The organism is Actinocatenispora comari (genome assembly GCF_017312725.1).
Taxonomy (GTDB): domain Bacteria; phylum Actinomycetota; class Actinomycetes; order Mycobacteriales; family Micromonosporaceae; genus Actinocatenispora; species Actinocatenispora comari.
Map to the genome: position 1 here is coordinate 33,192 of NZ_BOPO01000084.1, position 21,471 is coordinate 54,662.

At 68.6% G+C, this 21,471-nt stretch carries 21 protein-coding genes; 14 read left to right on the plus strand and 7 right to left on the minus strand.

The annotated features are described in order from the left end of the window. Positions 1–82: 82 nt before the first annotated feature. Entirely contained in the window at positions 83–2,932 is a 2,850-nt protein-coding gene (locus tag NUM_RS21665) for an AfsR/SARP family transcriptional regulator (protein ID WP_207126737.1), read from the plus strand. Between the two features lie 1,705 nt (positions 2,933–4,637). Here NUM_RS21665 and NUM_RS21670 read toward each other — a convergent pair. The 5 genes from NUM_RS21670 to NUM_RS21685 form a co-directional block, all read right to left on the minus strand. Next, positions 4,638–5,180 (minus strand): NUDIX hydrolase, encoded by a 543-nt coding sequence (locus tag NUM_RS21670; RefSeq protein ID WP_207126738.1) that lies wholly within the window; start codon positions 5,178–5,180, stop codon positions 4,638–4,640. Further along, positions 5,177–5,308, minus strand: a complete 132-nt coding sequence (locus NUM_RS37700; protein WP_263975134.1) for a hypothetical protein — start codon at positions 5,306–5,308, stop codon at positions 5,177–5,179. The genes NUM_RS21670 and NUM_RS37700 overlap by 4 nt, the downstream gene beginning before the upstream one ends. Positions 5,309–5,489: 181 nt before the next feature. Further along, a complete protein-coding gene (locus NUM_RS21675) occupies positions 5,490–6,194 on the minus strand; it encodes a WbqC family protein (protein WP_207126739.1) in 705 nt (234 codons plus the stop codon). A gap of 18 nt (positions 6,195–6,212) precedes the next feature. Continuing rightward, the gene (locus NUM_RS21680; RefSeq protein WP_207126740.1) at positions 6,213–6,872 is read right to left on the minus strand and encodes a YdcF family protein; all 660 of its coding nucleotides are present in this window, start codon (positions 6,870–6,872) and stop codon (positions 6,213–6,215) included. After that, entirely contained in the window at positions 6,869–7,834 is a 966-nt protein-coding gene (locus NUM_RS21685; protein WP_207126741.1) for a hypothetical protein, read from the minus strand. The genes NUM_RS21680 and NUM_RS21685 overlap by 4 nt, the downstream gene beginning before the upstream one ends. Before the next feature lie 235 nt (positions 7,835–8,069). Here NUM_RS21685 and NUM_RS21690 point away from each other — a divergent pair, with 235 nt between their 5' ends. Both NUM_RS21690 and NUM_RS21695 read left to right on the plus strand, forming a co-directional pair. Beyond that, positions 8,070–8,579: a glycine-rich domain-containing protein gene (locus tag NUM_RS21690; protein ID WP_207126742.1), complete on the plus strand. Its 510-nt coding sequence runs from the start codon at positions 8,070–8,072 to the stop codon at positions 8,577–8,579. A 112-nt stretch (positions 8,580–8,691) separates the two neighbouring features. Continuing rightward, entirely contained in the window at positions 8,692–9,603 is a 912-nt protein-coding gene (locus NUM_RS21695; protein ID WP_207126743.1) for a hypothetical protein, read from the plus strand. Positions 9,604–9,829: 226 nt separating this feature from the next. On the opposite strand, the gene NUM_RS21700 is transcribed toward NUM_RS21695, so the two are convergent. Next, positions 9,830–10,039: a DUF397 domain-containing protein gene (locus NUM_RS21700; RefSeq protein ID WP_207126881.1), complete on the minus strand. Its 210-nt coding sequence runs from the start codon at positions 10,037–10,039 to the stop codon at positions 9,830–9,832. After that, the gene (locus NUM_RS21705; RefSeq protein WP_225918754.1) at positions 10,033–10,932 is read right to left on the minus strand and encodes a helix-turn-helix domain-containing protein; all 900 of its coding nucleotides are present in this window, start codon (positions 10,930–10,932) and stop codon (positions 10,033–10,035) included. The genes NUM_RS21700 and NUM_RS21705 overlap by 7 nt, the downstream gene beginning before the upstream one ends. A gap of 1,073 nt (positions 10,933–12,005) precedes the next feature. Here NUM_RS21705 and NUM_RS21710 point away from each other — a divergent pair. The 11 genes from NUM_RS21710 (at position 12,006) to NUM_RS21760 (ending at position 21,469) form a co-directional block, all read left to right on the plus strand. Continuing rightward, complete coding sequence (locus NUM_RS21710) at positions 12,006–12,893, plus strand: GPP34 family phosphoprotein (RefSeq protein ID WP_207126744.1); 888 nt, start codon at positions 12,006–12,008, stop codon at positions 12,891–12,893. A gap of 155 nt (positions 12,894–13,048) precedes the next feature. Beyond that, positions 13,049–14,428 carry an APC family permease gene (locus tag NUM_RS21715; RefSeq protein WP_263975136.1) on the plus strand — a complete coding sequence of 460 codons (1,380 nt, stop codon included), beginning with the start codon at positions 13,049–13,051 and terminating at the stop codon, positions 14,426–14,428. Further along, on the plus strand, positions 14,425–15,081 hold the full coding sequence (locus NUM_RS21720) for a GNAT family N-acetyltransferase (RefSeq protein ID WP_207126746.1): 657 nt from the start codon (positions 14,425–14,427) through the stop codon (positions 15,079–15,081). Before NUM_RS21715 ends, NUM_RS21720 begins: the two co-directional genes overlap by 4 nt. Before the next feature lie 34 nt (positions 15,082–15,115). Further along, the gene (locus NUM_RS21725) at positions 15,116–16,099 is read left to right on the plus strand and encodes an endonuclease/exonuclease/phosphatase family protein (RefSeq protein ID WP_207126747.1); all 984 of its coding nucleotides are present in this window, start codon (positions 15,116–15,118) and stop codon (positions 16,097–16,099) included. A 16-nt stretch (positions 16,100–16,115) separates the two neighbouring features. Then, complete coding sequence (gene folE / locus NUM_RS37835; RefSeq protein ID WP_308440584.1) at positions 16,116–17,585, plus strand: GTP cyclohydrolase I; 1,470 nt, start codon at positions 16,116–16,118, stop codon at positions 17,583–17,585. After that, positions 17,582–18,328 carry a 7-cyano-7-deazaguanine synthase QueC gene (queC, locus tag NUM_RS21735; RefSeq protein ID WP_207126748.1) on the plus strand — a complete coding sequence of 249 codons (747 nt, stop codon included), beginning with the start codon at positions 17,582–17,584 and terminating at the stop codon, positions 18,326–18,328. Before folE ends, queC begins: the two co-directional genes overlap by 4 nt. Next, complete coding sequence (locus NUM_RS21740; protein ID WP_207126749.1) at positions 18,325–18,717, plus strand: 6-pyruvoyl trahydropterin synthase family protein; 393 nt, start codon at positions 18,325–18,327, stop codon at positions 18,715–18,717. The genes queC and NUM_RS21740 overlap by 4 nt, the downstream gene beginning before the upstream one ends. Continuing rightward, positions 18,714–19,424 (plus strand): 7-carboxy-7-deazaguanine synthase QueE, encoded by a 711-nt coding sequence (locus NUM_RS21745; protein ID WP_207126750.1) that lies wholly within the window; start codon positions 18,714–18,716, stop codon positions 19,422–19,424. The genes NUM_RS21740 and NUM_RS21745 overlap by 4 nt, the downstream gene beginning before the upstream one ends. 52 nt (positions 19,425–19,476) lie before the next feature. Continuing rightward, the gene (locus NUM_RS21750) at positions 19,477–20,364 is read left to right on the plus strand and encodes a reverse transcriptase domain-containing protein (RefSeq protein ID WP_225918755.1); all 888 of its coding nucleotides are present in this window, start codon (positions 19,477–19,479) and stop codon (positions 20,362–20,364) included. Beyond that, positions 20,361–20,951 carry a formylglycine-generating enzyme family protein gene (locus tag NUM_RS21755; RefSeq protein ID WP_207126751.1) on the plus strand — a complete coding sequence of 197 codons (591 nt, stop codon included), beginning with the start codon at positions 20,361–20,363 and terminating at the stop codon, positions 20,949–20,951. Before NUM_RS21750 ends, NUM_RS21755 begins: the two co-directional genes overlap by 4 nt. Then, the gene (locus tag NUM_RS21760) at positions 20,948–21,469 is read left to right on the plus strand and encodes a hypothetical protein (RefSeq protein ID WP_225918756.1); all 522 of its coding nucleotides are present in this window, start codon (positions 20,948–20,950) and stop codon (positions 21,467–21,469) included. The genes NUM_RS21755 and NUM_RS21760 overlap by 4 nt, the downstream gene beginning before the upstream one ends. Positions 21,470–21,471 lie beyond the last annotated feature (2 nt).

Sequence of the window (21,471 nt, forward strand, 5' to 3'; positions counted from 1 at the left end):
ATTTCATGTACAGGACATATCATCTGACGCATTTTGGGGAGCAGACTGCAGGTGGGAGTCGGACCGGTGAAGGGACGACACCATGCTGCTACGGATCCTGGGACCCACCGAGCTACTCGTCGACGGGCAGCCCGTCGACCTCGTGCGGCTCAAACAGCGTCAGCTGCTGGCATGGCTCGGCTTACACCTCAACCAGCCTGTTGCCGCGGAATCCCTTGCCGAGCAGCTGTGGCCTGACCGGGACTGGAGCCAGGTCCGCAGCGCCCTCCATCAGACCGTCAGCCGCACCCGGGCAGTCCTGCACCGCCTCGACCGGCCGGACGCGCTGATCACCTCAGCCCGCACCCACACCTACCGGCTCAACCTCGAGGCCGACACCGTCGACCTGCACCAGGTCGAGGCCCTGACCCGCCGCGCGCAACAGGCCACCAGCCGCGGCGAGCTCGACGACGCGGTCGACGCCGACCGCCGAGCACTCCAACTGTGGCGCGGTGAACCCCTCGCCGATCTCGCGTCGAGCGCCGCAGAACAAGCCCGCCTGCACTTCACCGAGACCGTGTTGCTGCCCTGCTGCCGACGCCTGATCGCCAACTACCTCGCCCTCGGCGACCACGACGCTGCCCTCGTCCGCCTCGAACCGCTGCTGGCCCGCCACCCGCTCGACCAAGGATTCGCCGCGCAGAGGATCACCGCGCTGATGCACACCAGCCGTCACGGTGACGCCTGCGCCTACTACACCAGCTTCAACACCAGGCTCCGCGCCGAAGGCGAAGAGCCCACACCCGAACTCGTCAAGCTCTACCGCACCGCCCGCGACCACCGCAGCCTGCACGTCACACCCGCGCCCACACAGGCCCCCGGCGCCCCACAACCTGCCGTACCGCGGCAACTGCCACGCGATCTGCACGACTTCACCGGACGCCATGACCTGCTCGACACGTTGGATGACCTGGTCGGGCACACACACCTGGTCGTAGTCACCGGCATGCCGGGCGTCGGGAAGACAACACTGGCCACGCACTGGGCACACCGCAACCGGCACCTGTTCACCGACGGGCAGCTCTACCTCGATGCCCGCGGCTACGGGCCCTCCGCACCGCTGGACCCGCACGACGGACTCGGTCGACTGCTCCACGCCCTCGGGACTCCGGCAGACCAGCTACCCACCGACACCGAAGGGCGGCGTGACCTGCTCAACCAGACACTCGCCGATCGCACCATGCTGATCCTGATCGACAATGTCCGCGATGCGGACCAGCTACGCCCCCTGGTCCCCACCGCCGAGCGCTGCCTCACCCTGGCCACCAGCCGCACACAGCTACCCTCACTGGCGATCTTCGACGCCGCGCATACTCTGACCACTCCGCCGCTACCCCACGCCGACCGTGTCGAGCTGTTCGACCACATCCTCGGCCACGACCACGGCGACCAGCAGCACGCCCAGGTCACCGACCGCCTCGCCGAGTTGTCCGGCGGACTGCCCCTCGCCGTCCGCGTCATCGCCGAACGCGTCCGCAGCCAACCCCGCGACGACTTGGCTGGTCTCGCCGACGACCTCGGCGAGCACCTCACCGACGCCGACGACACCCACGCCGCGATCATCCACACCGTCTTCTCCTGGTCCTATACCGCCCTGCCCGCCGACCTCGCACGCCTGTTCCGGCTCCTGGCCCTGTTTCCCGGCAGCACCATCGGACCAGACACCGCCGCAGCGATCACCCACACCACACCGCGCCTGGCGCACCGACAGCTCACCGCCCTCGCCGCGACCCACCTGATCAGCCACGCCGACACCAGCCGGTACTTCCGGGTCCACAACCTTCTCGGCCAGTTCGCTGCGAACCGGCTCCGCGATGAACAACCCGAACACGACCTCCACCAGGCACGCCAGCGCCTCTATCGCTGGTACCTACACACCACCGCCAACGCCGCCCACACCCTGGCCCCCGCGCGCCCGCCCGTGCCCGGCCTGCCGCCGGTCACCGACACCGACGCCCCACCCCGCAGCTTCACCGACGACACCGACGCACTCACCTGGTGCCGCGCCGAACGCGACAACATCACCGCCCTGGTCCGGGACGCGGCCCGCCACGAGGACCTCAACACCGCATGGCGACTACCCGCCAACGTCCACGAAATCTTCGAGCGGTTCGGTTCACAAGACGACGTCCTGGAAACCCACGAGATCGCCCTGGACTGCGCACGCCACACCGGTGACGAAATCGCCGTCATCGGCACCTTGAACAACCTCGGCACCACCTGCTTCGCCGTCCACGACTACGCCCGCGGCGCCGCCCACTTCGAGGAAGGGCTCCGCCTCGCCCGCACCAACGGCAGCCTGATGGGCCAAGCCGTCTGCACCCACAACCTGGCCCGTTTCCGCCTGGAACTAGGCGACACCGACCACGCCATCGAGCTCTACACCACAGCACTGCGCCTTCACGAACAACTCGACAACCCCGCCGGCCAAGCGTTCTCCGCCCACCGACTCGGCGACGCCCACCGCCGAAACGGCACCCTCAGCCAAGCCCTCGGCTGGTACCACCGAGCACTGTCCCTCCGCGAACAAGTCGGGTCCCTACGCGGACAAGGCGCTACCCACACCGAGCTGGCCCGACTGCGCCTTGAGCTCGGACAACTCGACCTTGCCCTCGCCCACGCACAACGCGCCCTGGAACTACACACCCGAAGCCTCGACCAGGCAGCCGCCTGCCACACCTGGACCACACTCGCCGCCATCCACAGCAGACTCGGAGACACCTCAGCCGCGATCAACGCCGCTCGCCATGCCATCGACCTTGCCGACCAACTCCACGACCTCGAAGCCGCAGCCGACGCACGGCAGATCCTCACGACACTCCACGCCACTGCGTTCACCACGTCGCCCCTCGCCGCGACACACTTGGGCCAGAACACCGAGCGGCGAGGATAGGGGCATCAAGCAAACCAACACAAATCGATGTCCCAGAGTCGCTCTAAACGCAGGTGGCCCGCCGTGACCCAACCCAACAGCAAATCATAAGGCGCCGGTCAATCGCTACCCCCTAGGCCGATGAAACCGCGATAAGGCACATAGGGCAATATGTGACGTCATGATCCACAGCTTAATCTCGTTCGCCGAGACAATTTCGGCGACGATTCACCCTCTTGTGACCACAACCCCTGACGTCATCACGCTAAGCATCAGAGAATGGATGGATATGATGGACATCCATCTCTGTGAATATGTTGACCACGCTTCCGGCCTACTATCGCACGCCTTGACGCTGATTCGCAGCGCCTGCTTCTAGCTCGATCCGCCGACGGACGGCGCGGACCGGGTCAGGGCAAGTTCCATTTCGGCAGTAACGTCAAGGCGACCACACGACGATAAGCGCCAACTTCCATGACCACCCCTGCGGGCCGCCGCGAGGAACGCTCCGCTGCGGCCCGCAGACCCACGAAACTGAACATCATGACCGCACCTCGTGTCCCAATATTTGGGCTAATGCTCAGTTGAGCGAGCCCGGAGCTACGACGCGAAACAAGGACTATAAATTGACTCCCGCCGATCTCTATGTGGCCTTGAACTGGCAGATCGGTAGAGCCAGTAAAGCTTGCGATCGGCACCGACAGACAACTCGATGAGATACAGGTGGTTGCTGTGGGTGCCCCCGACTCGGTCGTCTATGCGGCGGAACAGGTTGCCCCGTGCCGCCGGAGACCAGCTGGGTGGGGGCGATCTCGGCGGTCTTGCCGTGCCCGTTGGGCAGCCACACGGTCTTGATCGCTGGCCGGGCGGAGCGGGGTGCGGCGTGGATGTCAGTTCCCGGCGGGCACGTCGGCTACGGCCGTTGGGGTAAATGCCATTCCAGCGGCGTTCGGTGGTCGACAACGCACTGCGGTCTCGCGCTACTGATCACTCAGGATCTGCAGCAAGCAGTTGGCCTGCCGGACGCGGGCCTGTAACCGCATGCGCATCCGCTGCACCAATGGCATGGTTGGCCGTCACTACCTCCGCATCTCGCGGGCCGGAGCCGACACGACCGCCGCCCAGTGTCAACCGGGCTCGGGTACCGGCACGGTGCGCTCGGCCGCCACCCCCAACTCCTGCGGGGCGACCACCCCAGTACGGGATCCCGACGACGGCCTGCATCCGCCGTGATCGGTTCCGGCCGCGGCCAGCATCATCGCCAACGACAGTGTCCCGATCCCTCCGGTGATCGCGGTCGCCCGCTGCCGAGACAGCCCGCCGGAAAGCGGCGACCGTAGCGGTCCCGGCGCAGACCGGCCGCCGAGGATCCGCGCTCGATCTGCCGATCGTCGATGAGTTTGCGCAGCTCGGCGACGTCAGCCATACCTAGGTATTCGAACGTATGTTCGGTTTCGTAAGCGGAGTCCACCCGCACGAGTCGATCACGGCGGCGTGATGCTGTCGGCCATGTTGCGACTCCGGGCCGCGATTAACCGGGCGCGCCTGAGGCGGCCTCGAAAGCTCCGCATCGGAGAGCGGTGTGCTGTAGTGCTCGCAGGGGACGTGCCCTGCTGGACGCGGCGTTCGAACGACGCGAGCGAAGTTGGCCCCGATTCAGGCCGCGGATCCGTTCCAACGTAGCGGTCGGGGGCGTTGCGTACTGGCGTAGCCCTCAGCACGTTTGCTAATGCTGCCGGGTGCTGGGCTTGCTGAGCAGGTAGAGCAGGGCGGCGAGGGTCGTGCCGGCGACGATGTGGCGTTTGTCGATGAGGGATCGGATGTCGGCGAGGGGGATCCAGGCGATGCGGTCGGATTCGAAGGCGTCTTCGGGTGGGTCGATGTGGTCGGCGCCGTCGGCGCGGTAGATGTGGTGTTGGGAGGTCATCAGCCCCGGCGAGGGCTGCGCGTAGATGAGGGGTGTGAGGGGGCGGTGGGGTCGCCAGCCGGTTTCTTCTTCGGTCTCGCGGGCGGCGGCGTCAGCGGGGTCTTCGCCGGGGCTGATGCTGCCTTGGGGGATTTCCCAGGCGGTGGTGTCGGTGATGAATCGGTGTCGCCACAGCATGAGTACGGCGTTGTCCTGGATGACGACGCAGCCGGCGCCGGGTGCGGCGGTGTGGATGAGTCGGTGGTCGAGGTGGCGTCCGTCGGGGAGTTCGACGTCGGCGGAGGCGACGTGGACCCACCGGTCCTTGTACAGGTCACGTTCGCTGTGCACGATCCAGTTCATCGGTCCCCCCTCGACATCCCGTGATCGGCGGCCTGGCTGAGTAGGTCGTCGACCACGGTGGTGTTGCGGTGTGCTGTCAGTGTGCCCAGCACGGTGTCGATCCGGTTGGCCAGCCGCCGTGATTCCATGCCGTCTGCTACTCGCAGCATCGTGCTGGCAGAGTCGACGGGCCTGTTCCAGATCGCGGAGGCTGGCGTCGATCAGTGCGAGCCGTGCGTCCATACTTTCCGACGGCAAGCTGCACGTCCCTTCGGTCAGCAAGCCTTTTGAGCGACGAGTCGTGAGCTCGGCGTCGCAGGAGCGCCCGGGTCACCGAGCTGACCGCGGTCGCTGGGTCATGCCCAGGCCTGCCGCGACACCGCAGGCGCCGAGGTCGGCGAGGTGATGGATGCTGCTGAGCATTGCGGCGTGTCGGCAGTGCGTTCCGGCGGGGGGCTGTGTGAACTGGACCGATATGTTGGCGTCGTGGAAGGCGAGTGGGTCGAGGTAGCGGGCGCCGCCCGTGCCGCACAGGTAGGTGCCGGCTCCGACGGCGGCTGAGAGGTCGACCAGCCTTTGGTTGCGTTGTCTGCTGGCGGGAATGGTGGAGCTGTGGCGGATCGTGCCGGTCCAGCCGACGGCGGTTAACAGGGCCAGGGAAGAGGCTTCGGCGACCGGTGCGATCCACTTGCTGATGTTGAGTTCGGCGAGGGTGGCGGCGATGATGGCGCGAACGTCGGGCCAGCCTGGGCTACGTCCGTAGTGCTGTGCGCTGAGCAGTGTCAGTCGTCGTTCGGCGATCGTGTGGTCGGCGATGCGGACCTCCGTGATGCGGGTGGCACGGCCGTATGGCCGGTGGACGGGGATGGTCAGCCATTGCGGCTTGTCGGGTGTGTGCGGGGGAGCGAGGCGGGCTCGGTGTTGGTAGTCGCGGGCAGTGAACTGGACGTCGTCGAGCACGATCCAGATATCGGCGGCGGCCAACTTGGCCAGGGTCGACAGCCGGGGAAGCAGGTTGGGCTGGTGGATGGCCACGACCGGCCGCCGCACGGTTCAGGCGCCTAGCATGCGACGGGTGTAACCGGCCGCGATCAGCCGCCGATAGGCGTCAGTGACCGGCTGCGGGATGTCTTGGGCGATGGCGAAGCCGCGGGCGGGGTATTCGATGATGCGTTGCAGATCGCCGACGAGATGGTCGAGGACCAAGTGGTCGTCGCCGATGGTCTTGACGTAGTCGTCCAGGCTGGTTTGGTTGGCCGCGCACACGACATCGACTTCGGGCCACACGGCGCGGCAGGTAGTAAAGGCGCGGCGTTGCATGTAGGGCATCGACACGATCATCAGCGAAGCGGCGTGCACGCCCACGGCGGCAAGCACGTTGCGGGACAGGCGGATGTTCGCGCCGGTGTTGGTCGCGTGCGGCTCCAGTAGCACCGCTGCTTGGTCTACGTCGAGCTCGATGAGCCGCGCGGCGAATGCGGCGGCCTCCCCGTCGGGGAAGAGGTCGGCCCTGGTGGGATTGTCGGCGCCGGAGCACACCAGCACCGGCGCCAGCCCGGCATGCCACAGCGTGGCGGCGGTGTCGGCGACGCCGAGGTCGTGGCATCCCAACACGATCCCGGCATCGACCGGTCGCGGGGTGTGGCCCATTTGGTGGTAGTTCCACAGGATGCGGGCATCGGCCCAGTCGGCGTCGGTGACCTCGGGGCTCATGCGGTACGGCTCTCCTTGGAACGGGAACAGATGCTGCGGATGGCGTTGGCTTGATGGGCAAGCCCGTGCTGCGTGGCGGTGTGTTCGGCCGCGGCCAGTAGGCGCCGGCCCTCGTTCCGAGTGCCGGCGTCTGTCAGCAGGATATGGCCCCGCGCGGTATGGAGGCGAACCTGCTGGAGCGGGGTCTCGTCGACCCCGTACTCGACGGCCTGACCGATGTGTCGCAGAGCCGCATCCAGGCGACCGGCGTTGCGGGCGGCAAGTGCGAGTTTCTGCCGGCCGACGCACCAATCGCCGGTCTCCTCCAGCGCTTCGAACTCCGCAGTCGCAGTGGTTATCGCCCGCGCGGCGAGGTCGTGTTCGCCGTGCTTGTCGATGGCGGTGCCAACCCACAACAGCGCCCGGGCGCGGTCGCGGCGGGTAAGCCGGTCGTCGTCGGCCAGCCTCCGGTAGGCGCGCGCCGCGTCGAGCAGGCTCCCGCGCATCTCGGTGATCACGGCCAGCGCGAGTTCAGCCTGCGCGACTCGCCGCCCTGCCCCTAGAGCGACCGCGATCTCGCGTGCCTGCCGGTAAGCGACGGTCGCCGAGGCGGGCCCGACCAGCTGCCCGCGGTCGCGGCGCAGGTCCCCGAGCAGGCTCAGGCCCCGTCCACACAGATACAGGGTGGTTGGATCCGCGCCAGCGGGAAGGCGACAGGTTGGCCACCGGCCCAACAACGCTGCCGCCGCCTGGAACTCCTGTCGCGCCAGAGCGGCCAATGCCCGGTCGAGATCGTCGACCCATGCCTCGGTGTCCCAGGCGCCAGGCACCAGCCCGGTGCCGGCCACAGTGCTTGCTGGCGCCGTCAGCTCCCGGTAGCGCTGCCGCACCGTCTCCTGAGCGCGGGCAAGGAACGTGTCCAGGATCTGCTGGCTGAGCGGGAGAAGGCGAATCTCGGCGCCGGCGGCCTCCCACTTCGACACGGTCCTTGCCGAGACCCCCAATGTTTCGGCGAACCCCCGGACGCTGAGCCGTGCCGCTGTCCGCAGCGCCGCTGCCTCCCGTCCTGTCCATGGCCCCGCCGTCACCCCACCATGCAACCACGAGGAAACGCCTCAGGGCAGCACGAGTTCCACACCGGTTCCACATCAGGACATTCCTGACTCGGCAACGGTACGGGCAGGCTCAGGCCAGACCACCCGCTGAGGGGAGATACCGATGAGTGCACCCGCCGTCACCACCCCACACGCCGATCCGGGCGCTGCCCGCGAGCTGATCTCGCCGGCTCTGTTCGGTCAGCTCGCCCGCCGTATCGTCACCGAACATGGCGTAGACAGCCGGCTGGCCGAGAGGATCATGACCGAGGCGCTGGCCTTCCTGTACGCCTGCGCCCACAGCGACCGCCCGCTCGCGCCGTCGCTGATGGTCGACATCGGCTGGCACACCTTCATCCTCTACACCCGCGACTACGCCCGGTTCTGCCGAAAGATCGCGGGACGGTTCCTGCACCACGTCCCCGACGACGAACCTCCCGTCACACCCGTCGACGATGAGGTGGGCCATCGGGCGCTGCGGGACACGATCGTCGCCCTGACCGCCACGGGGCACCACGTCGACATCGAACTGTGGACGCCTACCACCCCGGTCGCCACCCGATGCAACGGTGGCGGCGGCTCCGGCACAGGCAAGTGCTCCCAGTGCCACGCCGGATGCGTGAACAGCCCGTGATCAGCACACCGGTGCCGTAACCTGCCGACACCCGGACCACGCCCCGGCCCACGCCTGCAGTGCAGTCGGGGCACCGTCCGCACACTGCGAGGAGGCACATCAGGTGGGGACCGTGATCTGGGAACAGCTGCCCGCGCCAGTTCGAGCCGCCGTCGAGGAACACACCGGACGGGTCGTGAAGGCCGAGTCCGCTGCCGCCGGTGCCACCTCGGCCATGACGGCCACTCTGCACACCAGCACAGGTGAACTCGTCTTCTGCAAAGCGATCCATGGCGATCATCCACGAGCGTGGTTGCACCGCACCGAGGCGCGGGCAGCTGCCGCCGGCGTCGGACCTCGCCTGCGTTGGACGGTCGAGAACACCGGCTGGCTCGTCCTAGGCCTAGAACACTTTGACGGCCGCCATGCCGACCTGAATTTCGGCTCGGGCGACCTAGCGGTCTTGGCGGCGGCCCTGACCGAGAACGCGGCGCGTCTGACGCCCAGCCCCCTGGAGCCGGTACAGCCTCTGGCGGTCCGTTGGGCCTACCCACTCGGATGGGGCAAGCTCCTCGATCACCCGCCGACCTGGCTGAACGGCTGGACCCGCAGCCACCTCGCCCTGCTGGCACAGCAAGAACAGCGTGCTCCCGCCCTGATCGACGGCCACACCCTCATCCACACCGACCCAGTACCGCAGAACTGGCTCATCAAGGACGGCAACGCCCACTTGGTCGACTGGGCATGGCCCGCCCGCGCCGCCGCGTGGGTCGACACCGCCCTCTGCCTCATCCGTCTCATCGACGCCGGCCACACGCCTGAACAGGCCGAACAGTGGGCACACACTGTTCCTGTCTACGCGGCGGCACCACCGGATGCCATCACCGCCATGGCAGCCGCTACTGCCGGCCTGTGGACGCGACACGCGGCCACCAGCGCACATGTCCGACAACACGAACTGGCCCGCGTCGCGCAACGCTGGGCCCAAGTTCGCCTCGAACAACAGCAGAATGCCGATACACCGGGTACGTCACGGTCGAGCTAGCTCATTTGGGCGCGACTACCCACAGCCAGCGGAGCCTCGCAACGCTGGAAGGCGTACCGCTCAGGACGGCTGGTCCATGGCCACGTTGCTTGACAGTTGAACAACGGACGAGAACCAGAACGCCCGCAGGCTAGGGTTGCTGTGGTGATTCCGCCGGCACCACCACAGCAACCGCCGCCGGCGCACCTACGACGCCTTGGTCGGCCGGTCAGCGGAGCGACGAAGGCTAGCCGTTGCGGCGGAACTCCCCCTTCTCGGCTCCGTCGAGGAAGCAGTCCCACTCGTGCGGGGTAAAGACCAACACGCCGCCATCCGGATTCTTTGAGTCACGTACAGCGATGGCCTGGCCGAGGTCGGCTACTTCCACGCAGCCTCCGTTGTTCGCGGACTTGTTGCTCTTGCGCCACACGGCGCCGGTGAGGTCGATGTTCACGATCCCGGCTCCAACTTGATCAAGGGGTCCCTCGCCGCGATGTCCGCGATCAGGTCCGCCGAGTCGGCCGGGCTGAGCGCTGCCGCGGTGAGGCGGTTGAATGTCAGGGTAGCCCGCGACAGGTCTGGAGACTTTTCCAGATAGAGATTGCCTGCCTGGCCCTCGACATATGGGACGGGCGAGTGCAGCCGCTCCGGGAACTCGAAGATCGTCAGCGCCCCGAGCAGGCCGTGGTGCGCGCCGCCTCGGAGAGGGATGACTAGGAGCTGGCAGCGGTCCTTCATCTCCAAGAGGTGCAGGAGCTGTGCGTGCATGACGTCACGGCCACCTATCGGCCGTCGGAGCGCCGCCTCGTCCAGGATGAACTCCATGACCGGGGGTTCGTCGCTGTCCCACAGATTCTTCTGCCGGCCCATCCGGATCTGCACCTGTCGCTCGACGTCTTCGGGCGTGATGTTCAGGCCCAGCCGAGCGATCGAACGTGCGTAGTCCTCGGTCTGTAGCAGGCCGTGGATCATCAGTGGTTCGAACACGCACATCCGGGTCGCTGCGCTCTCCAGCCCAAGGAACGTGGAGTACGAGCTGGTGACGGTCCCCATACCGGCCCACCAGCCGCGCTGATTGCCCAGCCGCTGAAGGTTCAGGAGATCGGCGCGGACGTCAGCATCGGCGACCTCGTAGAAGTCCAACAGGACGCGCAGATCTGACAGCTTCATGGGGACGTCGCCGGCCTCGATCTTGCGGATCTTCGACTCCGACGAGCCGATCTCCTTCGCCGCGTCGGTCGGCTCCTTCCCCGCGCGCTTCCGGAGCTCTGAGAGCTGTTCGCCCAGACGCCACCGCGGGATGGTTGGCCCGGTCACCGCCGGCATCGGCACCTCCTGAGTCGTCGTCACGGGCCGGTCTCCCCTCCGATTGGAGCTGGACAGGGGCACCGCGAAGTCTCGCGCTGCAATCCTACGCAATCCCCTGCTCTGTGACTAGCTCTCGTTACAGTGTAACGGCTCGCGGTCGGGGTTGACAGATCGTCAGGACGCTGCCACTGTGATGTACAACCAAGACGGGTTCTTCGGACACGTCTGGCGTGATGCTACCTACGACTTAACAAGGGCGACTCTGCCCTTCTTCCGCGCCATGGCTCCGTTGAAACGGAGCAGAAGGCCCCCGGGAGGCGGTGGTGCACAAGGGGTCGCTGCCGCCTCCCGGGCTCCAAACCAGGGGCGGCGGAGTCACGAGCCAGTCCACTGCGACAGCACCGCCAGTTTCGGGAGGCGACGGGGTCATGAGCGTTGCGTTCGGTGACCACATCAACGACGAGGACGTCACGAACGCCGCGGGCATCCTCAGCACCCACCGCCGACGCGTCTATCCGGACAGCCGGCCCGGTGGCCTTTCTCGGTGCCAATGCTGCGGTCAGGCGTGGCCCTGTTTCCCGACCCGACTCGCGATGCAGGTACGAGGCGTCGCGCCGTCCGCGGCTGGAACAACGGTCGGAGGCAGGCCATGAGCGCCGCGCTGGATTACCTTCCACCGACCGGCCCGGCAGCGACCGCCAAGTTCCCTTCGTGCCGACACTGCTTCCGCCCGATCCAGCTCGCACTGCTGAACGGCACGTGGAGCTGGACGCACTTGACACCCGCTCGGTGCCGATACTGCTCCGAGTCGATCCGTCCGGTCGGGGAGAGCTGGGTCCATGTGCCTCGGCCGACCTACGCGTGCCCGGAGAGACTGCGTACCGACGGCGAGATCACCTTCGCAGCACCAGCAGAGCCATGCGAGGTGACGCTGTGGCGGCAGTAGGAAGCGCCGGCCTTCCGCCCTCGCGCGGCAGGCACCTGACGCCGAACGACCTTGCTCCCGCCCCCTCTCCGGTACCGGCCGGCCCCGTCCGGCCGCGTCTCCCCCATGCCGCCGCCGCGGTGTCGGCCGGTACCGGAGCCCTCGACCGGGCGGCGGGCGGTGCGCAGCGGTGACCGACTACCAGCACCAGCCGCATCAACAGACCTCGCGGGAAGCGATGGCCGCCGAGCGGCGCGAACTGGACCGCCTGGCGGTGGTGTTCGAGTCGCTGCGGCGCGAGCAGCGCCGCGATCTGGGCCGGTGGGGTGTGGCCGGCGAGTTGCTGCGCATCCTGACCGACCCGTTCACCGGTCGGCACCAGGCGCGGTCGGAGACGCTGCGCATGGTGCTGGTGGCCGCGGTGCTCGCCGAACTGATGATCGAGGGCTGGGCGACCTGCCAGGACGACACGGTGTCGACGCCGGTCCCGGCCGGCAGCCGGCGCGACCGGACGGTACCGGGCGCGATCCTCATCGATCGGCGCACTGATCTCGACGGCGGGCTGTCGGTGCTGCGCCTGCCCGACCAGGCGCACGTGTGGGTCGCGCAGCGTGTCCTGGCGTTCCGGCAGCCGCGCAGCGCCCGTGACTGGATCATCCAGCTGTCCGGTGAGCAGACCGAGGCGCACCATCAGACCACCGGGCTGTGGTTGGACCACCAGGTCGAGGAGCTGCTGACCCGCCGGCTCATCGACGCCGGAGTCGCCCGCCGCGAGGTCTACCGGCCGCTGCTGGGCGCCGAGCGGGTCCGGATGGTCGCGGTCGACGGGTACGCCGGCGCCGCGCTCAACGCCGAGGTCCGCATTCCGCGGCTGCTGTCGCAGCACAAGCCGCTAGACGGCCCGGACGTGGTGATCGCCGGACTGATGCAGCGCGTCGGGCTGTCGGGCCGGCTGCGCCGCTCGACCACCTACCGGCACGACCTCGGCCGGTACCTGCCGCAGTTGCCCGCCCCGCTGCAACAGCTGATTGACCACGCGCACGCCGCGTTTGCCTACGGCGCTGCAACACCCCTTTGACCTCCTGCCCTCCGGGCAGGTGACCCTTCACCCCTGAAGGAGACGCAGTGGCTCTCACCGCTCTCAGACCCGATCAGCTCCGCACGGTGCATCCCACCGTGTTCATCATGTCCAGCCAGGCACCGTGGACGGTGCTGGTCGGCGTGGTCACCACGATGTGGGCGGTCACCCACATCACCGCCGTGCCCTGGGCGTTCCTGGTCGTGGCCGGCGTGATCGGCATGTACCTGCCCGGCTACCTCGCGATGAGCAAACGCGTGGTCAACCCGGGTGCGGCTTACGGGATGATCGCTCACCTGTCGCGGTCGATCGCGCTGGCGGCCGGCCCGATCTGCTACCTGGCCTACATGGCGCTGCAAGTCGGCCTGTACGGGATGATCGGCCCGTTCGTCTCCGGGCGGGTGACCGACTGGACCGGGCTGCACGTCACCACGTTGCAGGTGCAGCTCATCGCCTGGTTGATCGTGCTGATCTCCGGGTTGACCCGTATCAAGGTCACCGGCTGGTTCGTCGCGTTGCTGATGCTGGCCGAGGTCGCGCTCGTCGTCGTGTTCGACGCCTTCTTGATCCCGCACCCGTATCAGGGACATCCGCAGTTCGGCACGCTCGACCCGACACATCTGCTCGGCGGCACCGGAGGCGGCGCGGCCACCACCATGTGCATCGCGTTCCTCGCCTACGTCGGCATCGAGTCCGGGGTCGTGATGGCCTCCGAGACCCGCAACCGGGCGCGCGCGACCGTCCGCGCCACCACCACTGCGATGATCATCATCACCGGCTTGTATTCGGTCACCACGTGGGCGATCAGCCAGGCGGCCGGCGACGACAACGTCGTACATCGCGCGCAGACCGAGACGCAGCAATTCCTGTTTAACTTGGCCCGCCCCTACGTGGGGCCGGTCGTGATCGACGTTGCCAACGCCCTGTTCGGCACCAGCGTGCTGATCGCGCTCATCACCTTCGCGCTGATCAGCAACCGATACCTGTTCGCCGGTGGCCGCGAACGCGTCTGGGTACCGCGCCGCATCGGGCAGCCCTCGGTCCGCAACGGAGTCCCCGCCGCCGCCGCACTCGTCCAGGCCGTGATCGCGCTCGTGGTCATCCTGATCTGGTACCTCGCTGGCTGGGACCCGGTGGTCACGCTCTTCTACTACTTCGGCACCGGCGGCGGCTTCACCGTCATGCTGCTGTTCGCGCTCACCAGCCTGTCGGTGTTCGTGTTCTTCCGCCGTCGACGTCGAGCCGGCGAACACGACACCGAATCGGTCGCCGTCCGAGCGGTGCTGCCCCTGGTCGCGTTCGTACTGCTCAGCGCCATGGTCGTCCTGTCGGTGATCAACTACGACATGATGCTCGGCGTCCCGGCCGACGACCCGCTGCGCTGGATCATCCCAGGCATCCCGTTCACCCTGCTGGTCGTGCTATCGGTGGCCGGCATCGTCCTGCGCCGCGTACGGCCGGGCACCTGGATGCGCATCGGCCTCGGCGAGCACGCCGACCTCGCAGCAGCCCCGACGGAAGGGGCGCTCGCATGACCGCCGTACGCAACGCCACCACCGCCGACCGCGACACGATCACCCACCTGATCGACCGCGCGTTCTTCCATCTGGACGCGAACACGTGGCTGGTACCCGAGACCCCGCAACGCTCCGACGTGATGCGGCGCTACCTCGGCCTCCACGTCGAGCACGCCGTCGAGCACGGCACGGCCGTGCAGGTCGCCCTCGATGATCAGGACCAGGCGATCGTGGGCGCCGCGCTGTGGTACCCCGCCGGCGACCCTGGCCCGGCCGACTACGACACCCGGCTCGCCGGTGCGGTGGGTCCGGAGCGGCTGCACCGGTTCCAGCGGTTCGAGCACCTGCTGCACGAGCACACCCCGGACACCAGGCACGACTACCTCGGGTTCCTCGCGGTCGACCCCGACCACCAGGGCGCCGGGGTCGGCGGCCGGCTGCTGCGCGAGTGGCACTGGCACCTCGATGCCGCCGGCCGCCCGGCCTACCTGGTCGCCTCGAACAAAAGGTCCGCCCGTCTGTACTGGACGCACGGGTACCGGCCGCTGGACGGAGGGCGCGACGAGCTGCTGCTGCCCGGCGGCGGGTCGATGTACCGGATGTGGCGTGTCCCGGGCGCTGGCGATTCCTCGATCACCGATCTGGCCGGCGCCGCCGGCGACCCGGCCTGACCAACCTCGTACCGAAAGGCGAACCATGCACTCCATGCTCGCTGGCCGGGCCGCCACCCAGGGCGGCCCGGCCACCGAGCCGGCCTCAACGCCGGCCCACCACACCACCACGTCGAACGGTGTGCACCGGCTGGCGGTTGACCTGTTCAACTACGAGGCCGGCGGGTTGTCCTCGGACGGGCGGTACGACTTCGACCGCCTGGTCGAGGCGTTCCACCCCGGCCGCGTCCCGCATGTGATCCTCCTGAACGAGGCGAAGTACTGGCACCGGCGCGGCTGCACGCCGCTGTACCAGGCGACCAACGCGCTGTCCGCCGCGCTCGGCCGGCCGTACGCGGCGCTGCTGGGAACCAGCGCGATGGCCTCCGCGATCCTCTACGACCCGACCGTTCTGACCCCCGAATCCTGGAACGAGATCGAGTTCGCCGACAAGCGGCAGCTCGGCCGGTTCGTGATGCGCGGCAGCGGTACCCGGTTCGCGATCATCGTTGACCAATGGTCGCCCGTCGACGGCGACGCCCGCCTCGCCCGCGCCCGCCAGCTCGCCCCGTACGGCGACAGCCAACTGCCGGTCCTGCTCGCCGGCGACCTCAACTGCACGGCCGACGGGCAGCTGCTGCCGCAGCGGGACTGGACCGCGGTCCCCGAGCACCGGCGTGCGTACAAGGGCCGGCAGGACGTCGACGGTACGTGGGGACCCGACACCCGGGCGCTGGGCCTGCTGATCGGCGGCTGGGACGAGCGCACCGACCGGCGGGAGACCGGCCGCGTCTGGCACGCCCTGCCCGACCTCGCCTACGCCGGCGGCGCGCCGGCCGAGCTGGCGTACCGGGCGACCACCAACGAACAGATCAACACCGGCGGGGAGCTGGTCAACGACTGGATGTTGATCAACGACGTCTGGCTGCGCGCCGGTGGGCTGGCCGGCGGCTCCTACCAGGTGCACATCCCGCCCGGCCGCACCCCGGCCGAGTGCCCATCCGACCACCGCCGCATCAGCGCGGACTTGCTGCTCTGACCGGAGAGGAGAGCCGATGGTTCAGGCCGCCCCTGCCCCGACCGATCCGGAGGACACCGTGGAGACCCCGTCCGCCGATGCTGCGGCGGAACCCTCCGAGCAGCCAGCGCCAGTGATGCCGACGGCATCACTGAGTGGTGATGCCGACGGCATCACCCTCGGCCACGAAGAGCGAGCCGCGGATGTGCTGAGTGTGGCGGAACTGCGGGCGTCGTTGAGTGGTCTGGTAGCCGGTTGGCGTGAGGATCCGGTGTCGGTGCCGGTCTATGCCGGAATGCGCGGCGTGCCGGAGGCGGTGCTGGCTCCGATCACGGTGTGGCGCCGGCTGATGGCGCATGCCGCGTCAGGTTGGGACTGCCGTACCGCGTCGTACCGCGCCGCCCGGCTGGGCAACCCGGCCCGCACCCTGCGCCGCACACTTCGCGCAGTGTCGGGATGGCTAGATCTGCCCGACTGTCCCCTACCGTTGCGGCCGAAGCGCGGGCTCCCGAGCGGGTCGGCCGACCTGCTGGTGTGGCCCGGTGCTGTCGACGACCTCCGCAGCCTCTCCATCACCCCGTCCGCAGTGCGCGTCGAGCTGGTACGGCTGCTGGCCGGCGCGCTGCGCGGTACAGCACCACCGACACCATCAGCCGGCGGCCGCGGTCTCGACTACGTCCTGGCCGACCTCGGTCAAGTCAACGCCCTCCCGCTGACCATCCGCCGACACGACCTGCAACCCCGCGCCCGTCGCGGCGACCGCGGCGTGGTCGAGCCTCGTCGCCGCCGACCTACTCACCTGGTAATCCCACCAGCTCACGGGCAACCAGCAACACCAACCCACACGTACTCCGCGGCGCCGCCGTGGACCTCATCGGAGGACATCGTGACAACAATCCCTCTCGCCGCGCAGCAACCAAGGGTGCTGAAGAGCATCGACCTGCCTGCTGCTGAATTGGCCGCCGAGGATTTCCTCGCCGCGCTCGGGGTCCCGGCCGACACGGAGTCGACACGGCGTAGCGCCCAGCGCATGGCTGCGGCGTACGCCGAGCTGCTGTCGCCGGCCGAGTTCGAGTGGACGACGTTCCCGACCACGGAGGACCAGGGGCTGGTGATAGCGCGAGAGATCCCGTTCGCTTCAATCTGCGCGCATCACCTGCTGCCGTTCGTCGGCGTCGCGCACGTCGGATACCTGCCGGGCGACCGCATCGTGGGGCTGTCGAAGCTGGCCCGGCTCGTCCAGCACTTCGCGCGGCGCCCGCAGGTGCAAGAAGACCTGACGCACCAGATCGCCGACTGTCTCGACGCCACCCTGGCGCCTCGCGGCGTTGGTGTCGTGGTCGTCGCAGAGCACCTGTGCATGACGCTGCGGGGTATCGAGGCGCGCGGCGCGCAGACCGTCACCACGACGTGGCGGGGCCTTCTGCGCACCGACCACCAGGCACGGGCGGAATACCTCGCCCTCGCGCCGGTACCCACAATGCGCTCGGGAGGGCTCACGCGATGACCGCCACCGCCACCACCCCCGCCGCGAAGCCTCAGCCGCTGGCACGCTTGCCGCGGCACGCGGTCGTGATCGCCTCCGGCGGGCTGGACAGCACCGTCCTGGCCTACTGGTTGAAGTCGCTGGGCGCACAGCTGACCCTGCTGTCGGCCGATTACGGCCAGAGGCACCGCATCGAGCTGCACTACGCCGCCCTGGTTGGCGCCGCGCTCGGCGCCCAGCACCAGACCGTGGACCTGACCAGCGTGGGCAAGTTGCTGTCTGGATCTGCGCTCACCGATCCCGACGTCGAAGTGCCCGCCGGCCACTACACCGACACATCGATGCGCACGACGGTGGTCCCGCACCGCAGCGCTCTGCTGCTGGACGTCGCTATCGGTCTGGCCGTCGCCACCGGCGCCGATCTGGTCGCGTTCGGCGCCCACGCCGGCGACCATCCCATCTACCCCGACTGCCGACCGGAGTTTGTGGACGCGATCCGCAGGGCGGTGCTGGTCGCCAACGACGGGTTCCTCACCGACGGGTTCGCAGTGGCGGCGCCGTTCATCGCGATGACCAAGGCCGACATCGTCCGGCTCGGCGCCGAGCTGTCCGTCCCCTTCGCCGCGACCTGGTCGTGCTACCGCGGGCATCAGCAGCACTGCGGCACCTGCGGCACCTGCGTCGAGCGCGCCGAGGCGTTCCAGGTGGCCGGCGTCGAGGACCCGACCGGCTACGCCGAGGCGCCGGGAAGGGGGCTGGCATGAGCTACCGGATCGGGAAGACCCTCAGTTTCGAGGCCGCCCACCACCTCCCGGGTCTGCCCGAGGGCCACAAGTGCGGCCGATCGCACGGCCACTCTTACCAGGTCACCGTTGTCCTGGCGGCCGACGACCTCGTGCCGCCGGGTTTCGTGGTCGACTTCGGCGACCTGTCACCGTTGCGGTCCTACATCGACGACCAGCTCGACCACCGCAACCTCAACGACGTCCTTGACATCCCGCCGACCAGCGAACGGTTGGCCCGGCATTTCTACGACTGGTGCGTCGAGCATCTGCCGCTCCACGACGGCGTAACGATCGGGTCGGTACGAGTGTCGGAGACAGCAGCAACCTTCGCCGAATACACACCGCCTGTGGGCGGTGGTGACCGGTGACCGCGGCGACGGTACAGCCGTTGCTGGTCGCCGAGACGTTCGGGCCGACCGTGCAGGGCGAGGGTCCCAGCTGCGGGCAGCAGGCGCTGTTCGTGCGGCTGTCTCGCTGCAATCTGTCGTGCCCGGCCTGCGACACCCCTTACACCTGGGACACGACCCGTTTCGATCTGCGTGCCGAGTCGACCCGCCGGCGCGCCGACGACGTCGCCTCCTGGGTGCTTAGCAACTCTGCGCGGCTGGTGGTCGTCACCGGCGGGGAGCCGTTGCTTCAGCAGGAACAGCTACTGCCGATGGTGACGCGGCTGGCCGAGCACGGCCGGAAGGTTGAGGTGGAGACCAACGGCACGATCGCACCATCACCTGCCCTGGCGGAGGCGGTGTCGGCGTTCAACGTCTCGGTCAAGCTGGCGGGTTTCGCCGCGGACCGCGACCGCAACCGCCGCATCAACCCCAGCGCGATCAACGCCCTTGCGGCGAGCGGCAAAGCGGTGTGGAAATTCGTAGTGTCCACTGTGGATGATCTTGGCGAAATCGCTGAGCTACAACACATCTACGGGCTCGACCCGATCTGGGTGATGCCCGAAGGCACCACCTCGCGGGTGGTCATCGACCGCGCTCGTCGCATCGCCGACGAGGTGATCACGCTGGGCTGGAACCTCACGCCGCGGCTGCACGTACTGCTGTGGGGAGACCAACGTGGCCGATGAAACGCTACCGAGGCCTGGACGGGGCCGTCGTTCCGATCGAAGCGAGCCGCGCGTGTTGGGAAGCGGCCCTATGATCCACAGGCTTGATGGGATCGTTCCTGCCGTCCAGGCAGGCGCCAGCGTACCGCATACTCGGCGCGCTGCGCACTCCCTGATGCCTTACCTGCTGGACGTGTCGCACCTGATGCGCGCGGCGCGGCGATGCATGCGGCGCGCCGGCGCGCCCGGCAGCGACGGCGTCTCGTGGGCGACCTACCGCAACGGGTTACGGGGGCGGCTGGCGGAGCTCTCGGAACGGATCCGTTGCGGTGACTGGCATCCCGCGCCCATCCGGCCTGTCGAGATCGTGTCCTACACCGGCAAGGTGTTCACGGCGGCGATCCCGACCGTGGAAGACCGGATCGTGCATCGGGCGATGAGTACCGCGCTCGACCCGATCCTCGACCAGGTACTCGCCGACTGGGTGTCGGCGTACCGGCCGGGCCGCAACCGCATCACGGCCCAGCGGCACGCCGATGCTCACCGCCGGGCCGGGAATCGGTGGGCCGCTGACGTGGATGTGGCCGGCGCGTCGACCGGCGGGCGCGTGGACCAGCTCGTGGACTGGCTCGCCGAGCACGTCACCGACGGGTCCTTCCTGAGCCTGTTCGGCCGGGCATTGTCTGGACTGCCCAGTCCGCTCGTACCTGGAACGGGACTCTGGCCGGCTGTGTTTCACCTTCGGCTTGCCCAGGTCGATCGGCAGCTCGACGAGCTGCGGATCGTGCGGTTCGCCGACAACTACCTTGCCCTCGCCCCGGACGCCGACGCCGCGGAGTCCGCCTACGACCGCATCGCCGTGGCGCTGCGCTCGATCGATCTCTCCCCGCACCCTCGCAAGTCGGCGATTCGGCCGCCGCAGCTGACCAACCCCGAGGACCTGTTCCTCATCGACGGATGAACGGAGGCACCGTGGTCAACCCGACGGGCGAACCGCTGCGGTGGATCCCCGTGGCAGGTGGCACCTGCCTGTACGGCGACGCGCAGCGCACGCGCCCGATCCGGGATCTGCTGGTCAGCGCCACCGTGCTGACCTACGGCCAGCTCGGCTGGTCCAGCAGCGACCCGGATCTGCCCATCACCGGCGCCGACCACGCCGAGGCAGACCGGCTCGCTGTCGCGCTCGGCGGACGGCTGCCGACCTCCGCGGAGTGGGAGTGGATCGCCTCCGGCCCTGCCCGGCGCCTCTACCCGTGGGGCAATCAACCGTGGGCGCCGCCTCTGGCCCAGCTGTCCGGCGCCGGATGCGCGCCCGACCGGCCAGGCCGGGTTGGCGCGCATCCCGCCGGAGCGACCCCTGAGGGCGTGCACGACCTGGCCGGTCTGGTCTGGGAGTGGACCTCCAGCACCATGCTCGGTGGCGGCCGGATGCTGCGCGGCGGGTCGTACGCCTCGAAGCCGCTCTACGCCCAGTGCACGTTCCTCAACGGCGCGCCGGCCGAACTGTCCTCGCCTGGCATCGGCATCCGGGTGGTGAAGACCGCATGACCACGGCACCCACCTCCGCCGCTCCTGATGCCGCCGGCATCGCCAGCGCACGGCCGCCGCATGTTGCCGGCGGCATCACCCCGACCAAAAGACTGATCATCGCCGGCTGCACCAACCGCAAGAGCGTCCAACGGGGACCGCTGCCCGCTCTCGATCGATACCAGGGCGGCTGTGTGCCCGAACTGCGCAACCGGCTCGGCTACCGGCCCCAGCGGAGAGCCCGGATCCGGTTTCTGTCCGCCGAACACGGCCTGATCGCCGCGGACACCCCGCTGGTCTGGTACGACCGGCGCCTCGACCCGGCCCGCGCCGCGTTCCTGCGGCCCGCTGTCACCCGGGCTCTGGCGGCCGAGTTCGCCGCCGGCGTGCCCGACGAGGTGCTGGTGATCGCCGAACCTGTCTACCTCGTGCTGTTGGCCGACCTGCTCGCCCACCCGGGCCGGCCTCGCATCCGCTGGATACCCGACCCGCACGGCTGGCCGCAGGCCGCCGCCGTACTCACCGACTGGGGATGGTGACC